Raw genomic sequence first — 5,833 nt, 5'->3', positions numbered from 1 at the left:
CACCACCTGGCCGCTGCCGGACTTTTGCGCCTCCAGCAGCGCGGCGAGCACGCCGACCACGAGATAGAGCGCGCCGCCGCCAAAGTCGCCGACCAGATTAAGCGGCGGCACCGGCCGTTCGGCCGGGCCGATCGCGGCCAGCGCACCCGTCAGCGAGATGTAGTTGATGTCGTGGCCGGCGGCCTGCGCCAGCGGGCCTTGCTGGCCCCAGCCGGTCATCCGGCCATAGACCAGTTTTGGGTTGCGCGCGAGCACGATTTCGGGGCCAAGACCGAGGCGCTCCATCACGCCGGGGCGAAAGCCTTCAATCAACGCATCGACTTGATCGAGCAGGTCCAGCACCTGCGCGATTGCGCCCTTGTCCTTCAGGTCGAGTTCGACGATCTTGCGCCCACGGGTCGCGACCGCTTTCAGGTTCTTAGCCGAGCCGACGCGATCGAGCGTCATGACATCGGCCCCCATGTCGGCAAGCAGCATGCAGGCGAACGGACCGGGACCGATGCCGGCGAATTCGACGATGCGAAAGCCGGCCAGCGGTCCGGAAGCGCGGGTCTGGGATTCTGGAGCCGATTTATCGAGCATGGCTATGCTCCTTCACACTGATAAACACTGGTCCAAATGCACAGGCGGCGCGCATGGGCTTGCGCGCCGCCTGCAAACAGGTCTTGCGTCGAGGCGCTGTCACCCCGCCGCTTGCACGGCGCGCTGGGCCATGACCTTGATCAGGTTGGCGCGGTAGTCGGCGGCGGCATGGATGTCGCTCATCAGGCCGTCGGCGGACACCGTGACGCTATCGAGCGCGGATGCGGCCCAGTTCGTCTTCAGCGCGGCTTCGATCGCACCGACGCGCGCAACGCCGCCCTGGAACGCGCCGGTCGCGGCGACGCGGACATCGCCGGCCTTGGTCTTGACCGCGAACACGCCGGTCAGCGCAAAGCGCGAGGCCGGATGCGGGAACTTTGAATAGCCTCCTTTCGCCGGGATCGGGAAGCTCACCGCTGTGATCATCTCGCCGTCGTCGAGCGCGGTCGTGAACAGGCCCTTGAAGAAGTCGTCGGCCGCAATCGTGCGCTTGTTGGTCTTGATGGTGGCGCCAAGCGCCAGCACCGCGGCGGGATAGTCGGCGGCCGGATCGTTGTTGGCGAGCGAGCCGCCAATGGTGCCGCGATGGCGCACCGCGGGATCGCCGATGGTGGAGGCCAGATGCGCCAGCGCCGGGATCGCCTTCTGCACGGCAGCCGAGTTGGCGACATCGTTATGCGTGGTCGCGGCCCTGATGGTGACGGCATCGCCGGTCACCTCGATGCCGATGAGGTCCTTGATCCTGGCGATGTCGATCACGTCGGAGGGCGAGGCGAGGCGCTGCTTCATGACCGGGAGCAGCGTGTGCCCCCCGGCGAGATATTTTGGCTCGCTGCCCTTGGCAAACAGGCTCGCTGCTTCATCGACCGATGAGGCGCGATGATAGGTGGTCTGATACATGGGGTGCTCCCTGGAATTTTGTTTCGGTCGTTCCGGGGCGCTGGCGCAGCGAGCGAACCCGGAACCTCGAGGTTGAGAATCTCTGCTCCAGATTCCGGGTTCGCCTCTTCGAGGCGTCCCGGAATGACGTCTTTAGCCCTGCATCGCGCGCCAGACCCGGTCCGGGGTCGCCGGCATCTCCAGCGCGTTGTTGCCGATCGCGTCCGTGATGGCGTTGATCACGGCGGCCGAGGAGCCGATCGCGCCGGCCTCGCCGCAGCCCTTCACGCCCAGCGGATTGCCGGGGCACAGGGTCGTGGTGTGCGACAGCTTGAACGACGGCAAATCGTCGGCCCGCGGCATGGCATAGTCCATGAACGAGGCCGTCACCGGCTGGCCGTTGCCGTCATAGACGGCGTGTTCGAGCAGCGCCTGGCCGATGCCTTGCGCGAGCCCGCCATGGACCTGGCCCTCGACGATCATCGGGTTGATCAGCCGGCCAAAATCGTCCGCCGCGACAAAATTGACGAACGTGGTCTTGCCGGTGCCCGGATCGACCTCGAGCTCGCAGATATAGGAGCCGGCCGGGAAGGTGAAGTTGCTGGGATCGTAGAACGCGCTCTCCTTCAGGCCCGGCTCCATGCCGTCGGGCAGATTGTGGGCGGTGTAGGCCGCGAGCGCCACCATCGGCAGCGCGATCTTCTTGTCGGTGCCGGTGACCTTGAACTCGCCACCCTCGATCACGATGTCGGCCTCCGAGGCCTCGAGCTGATGAGCCGCAATCTTCTTGGCTTTTGCCTCGACTTTCTCCATCGCCTTCAAAATCGCGGTGAGGCCGACGGCCGCCGAGCGCGAGCCATAGGTGCCCATGCCGAACTGCACCTTGTCGGTGTCGCCATGGACGATCTGCACCTGGTTGATGGAGATGCCGAGCCGGTCGGCGACCAGCTGCGCGAACGCGGTCTCATGGCCCTGGCCGTGGCTGTGCGAGCCGGTCAGGACCTCGATGGTGCCGACCGGGTTGACCCGCACCTCGGCGGATTCCCAGAGGCCGACGCCGGCGCCGAGACTGCCGACCGCCTTGGACGGCGCGATGCCGCAGGCCTCGATGTAGCAGGACACGCCGATGCCGCGCAGCTTGCCTTCGCTCTTGGCCTTGGCCTTGCGCGACGGAAAACCGGCATAGTCGATCGCCTTCATCGCCGCATCGAGCGAGGCATTAAAGTCGCCGGCGTCATAGGCCATGATGACCGGCGTCTGGTGTGGAAATTGCGTGATGAAGTTCTTCTTCCGAAGCTCCGCTGGATCGACCTTGAGCTGCCGCGCCGCGGTCTCCATCATGCGTTCCAGGAGATAGCTCGCCTCGGGCCGACCGGCGCCGCGATAGGCATCGACCGGGGTGGTGTTGGTGTAGACCCCAATCACCTCGGCATGGATCGCCGGGATGGTGTACTGGCCTGACAATAGGGTGGCATAGAGATAGGTTGGCACCGAGGACGAGAACAGCGACATGTAGCCGCCGAAATTGGCGTAGGTCTTGACCCGAAGCCCTGTAATCTTGTGGTCCTTGTCAAAGGCCATCTCGGCCTTGGTGACGTGGTCGCGGCCATGGGCGTCGGTCAGGAAGGATTCGGTGCGGTCTCCGGTCCATTTGACCGGGCGCCCCACCTTCTTGGAGGCCCACAGCGCCACCATCTCCTCGGGATAGATGTAAATTTTTGAGCCGAACCCGCCGCCGACATCGGGCGCGATGACGCGGAGCTTGTGCTCGGGGGCGATGTTGTAGAACGCCGACAGCACGAGGCGCGCGACATGCGGGTTCTGCGAGGTGGTATAGAGCGTAAAATGCTCCTCGGCCGCGTCGTAATCGGCGATCGCCGCGCGCGGCTCCATCGCGTTCGGCACCAGGCGGTTGTTGGAAAGCTCCATGGTGACGACATTGGCGGCCTTGCTGAACGCATCATTCACGGCGGCCTCGTCGCCGATCACCCAGTCATAGACCTGGTTGCCCGGGGCTTCCGGATGCAGCTGCGGCGCGCCGGGCGCGATCGCGGCCTTGACGTCGGCGACCGCCGGCAGCTCCTCGTAATCGACCACCACCGCTTCGGCGGCATCCCGCGCCTGATTCTTGCTCTCGGCGATGACGACCGCGACGGCCTGGCCGACGAAGCGCACGACTTCCGGCGCCATCGCCGGCCAGGCGCCCATCTTCATGGGCGAGCCATCTTTGGAATGGATCATCCAACCGCAGATCAGATTGCCGATCTTGTCGTCGACCAGCTCCTTGCCGTTCAGCACCGCCAGCACGCCCGGCATCTTGAGCGCGGCGGAAGCGTCAATGCCTTTGATCTTTGCATGCGGATGCGGGCTGCGGATGAAATGGGCGTGGGTCATGCCGACGAGCTTGATGTCGTCGACGTAGCGGCCCTTACCGGTGATGAAACGCTTGTCCTCCTTGCGCACGACGCTGGCGCCAATGCCTTCGATACCCATCTAAATCTCCCTCCCGGAGTTTGCTTGGCCGCAGCGTCCCTCGACGCGCGGCTTTGTTCTGACTAGAAGCAGCGTGTGCGGGCTACTCGGCGGCCTGCGCGACCTTCATCCGGCCGGCTGCATCCAGCACCGCCTTGACGATGTTGTGGTAGCCGGTGCAGCGGCAGATGTTGCCCTCGAGCTCGTGGCGTACGGTGGCCTCGTCGAGCTGCCCGCCATGGCGGCTGACGATGTCGATCGCCGACATGATCATGCCCGGGGTGCAAAAGCCGCATTGCAGGCCGTGATTGTCGCGGAACGCCGCCTGCATCGGGTGCAGTTCGTCGCCCCGCGCGATGCCCTCGATCGTGGTGACGCTGGCGCCATCGGCCTGGCCCGCCAGCACCGTGCACGACTTCACCGCCCGGCCGTCGATATGCACCGTGCAGGCTCCGCACTGGCTGGTGTCGCAGCCGACATGCGTACCCGTCAGGTTCAGATGATCCCGCAAGAGATGCACCAGAAGCGTGCGGTCCTCGACATCAGCCGAGACCGCCTTCCCGTTCACCGTCAATTGCACCTGAGACACGCGTATCCTCCTCCTGAATGATTTTGCTTGGGCGCGATTAGAAACACCGGCTGGGAACTTTGCAACCGGGATTTTCGTACGAAATCATGGCCATGAGACATGCGCCGGCGCCGGTGGCGCGATTTGGCGCCCAAGTCACGGCCGAGGCGGGGCTTGGCCGGTCCGGGGTGACCTGGTGGCAATTTACCACGTTTTATCCAATTCTGGCCTAGGTTGCGCGATGCGGCGGGATCACCCGTCCCCGCTTCCGGCACATTTTGGAGCGGCATTTCATGAGCGATATGGGAGCTCGGGTGGGATGTCTCAGCACGCTGGCCTGCAATCGTCGAAACTGAAGCTTCCGACCTTGCGATTCCACACCAAGGTCATAGCCGGATTCGCCATCGTGCTGGCGATCTCGGCGGCCAGTCTTGGCTTCGCTTATCTCGGATTCGAGCGGGTCTCGGCGGCCGTTGCGTCCTATCGCAACAGCGTGTCGGAGGCGGACCTCGCGCGCAACATCGACCGCGAGCTGATCTCCTATCGGTCCCTGGTGCGGTACTATGTCGTGACCGGCAACGAGGATGACGCCAAGGCCGCGCAGGCGGCCGAGGCCAGCCTGAAGGCGGCCATTGAACAGGCCATGAAGGGCGTGACCAAGGCCGCGCGGCTTGAGCCCCTGACGCGGCTGGAACGCGAATTCCGCGCCTTCACAAGAACCTTCGCGGAAATCATTAAAGCCAAGCGGGACAGTGCGGCGATCGTGCAGATCGAGCTCGCGCGCGGCGACATGTCGATCGACTACAAGCTCGACGACATCGCCAGCGCCGCGGCGGAGGCCAAGCAGCAGGCCGACGAGTTCGAGGCAAAACACATCGCGAGCCAGTTCCAGGCCATCAAGGGGCTGACGACCAGCTTCGTCCATAGTCATGACCAGGGCGCCGCGACCAGCGCCATGACCCGGCTTGCCAGCATCGAGAGTGCGCTGAACACGTTCTCGTCGACCGACCCGGAGGTCGTGGCCGGACGCAAGGAGGTGACGAAGCTGTTCGCCGGTTACCGCCAAGCGCTCGGCAAGCTGGTCGAGAATTTCAAGCTTGTCGACGATCTCGTGACCGAGATGAGCGGTGCGGCGGGCGCGATCATGCAGGGCACCTCCGCGATGAAGACCGACCTGGTGTCCGATCAGGACCGGCTGGCCGCGGAATCCAACGCGATCGTCGGCCAAACCGAGCAGTTGATCATCCTGCTCGCGGCCGGCGGCATCCTGCTCGGCGGCCTCGTCGCGTTCCTGCTCGGCCGGAGCATTTCGCGGCCGATGACCTTGATGTG

At 64.8% G+C, this 5,833-nt stretch carries 4 protein-coding genes and 1 pseudogene; 1 reads left to right on the top strand and 4 read right to left on the bottom strand.

Features of this window, described 5'->3' with window-relative positions:
- From JOZ76_RS14345 to JOZ76_RS14330, 4 genes are all read right to left on the bottom strand, one after another.
- A partial coding sequence (locus JOZ76_RS14345; protein WP_291699283.1) for a CaiB/BaiF CoA-transferase family protein occupies positions 1-582 on the bottom strand: 582 nt, incomplete at its 3' end.
- A gap of 99 nt (positions 583-681) precedes the next feature.
- A complete protein-coding gene (locus tag JOZ76_RS14340; protein ID WP_291699282.1) occupies positions 682-1,482 on the bottom strand; it encodes an FAD binding domain-containing protein in 801 nt (266 codons plus the stop codon).
- Positions 1,483-1,614: 132 nt separating this feature from the next.
- On the bottom strand, positions 1,615-3,954 hold the full coding sequence (locus JOZ76_RS14335; RefSeq protein ID WP_291699281.1) for a xanthine dehydrogenase family protein molybdopterin-binding subunit: 2,340 nt from the start codon (positions 3,952-3,954) through the stop codon (positions 1,615-1,617).
- Between the two features lie 82 nt (positions 3,955-4,036).
- Complete coding sequence (locus JOZ76_RS14330) at positions 4,037-4,522, bottom strand: (2Fe-2S)-binding protein (RefSeq protein ID WP_291699280.1); 486 nt, start codon at positions 4,520-4,522, stop codon at positions 4,037-4,039.
- 298 nt (positions 4,523-4,820) lie between these two features.
- On the opposite strand from JOZ76_RS14330, the pseudogene JOZ76_RS14325 reads away from it, so the two are divergent.
- Positions 4,821-5,833 (top strand): annotated as a pseudogene (locus JOZ76_RS14325) (methyl-accepting chemotaxis protein); the annotation flags it as partial.

This window comes from Bradyrhizobium sp. (assembly GCF_019244115.1).
GTDB lineage: Bacteria > Pseudomonadota > Alphaproteobacteria > Rhizobiales > Xanthobacteraceae > Bradyrhizobium.
This window is presented reverse-complemented; position numbering and strand designations above follow the sequence as displayed.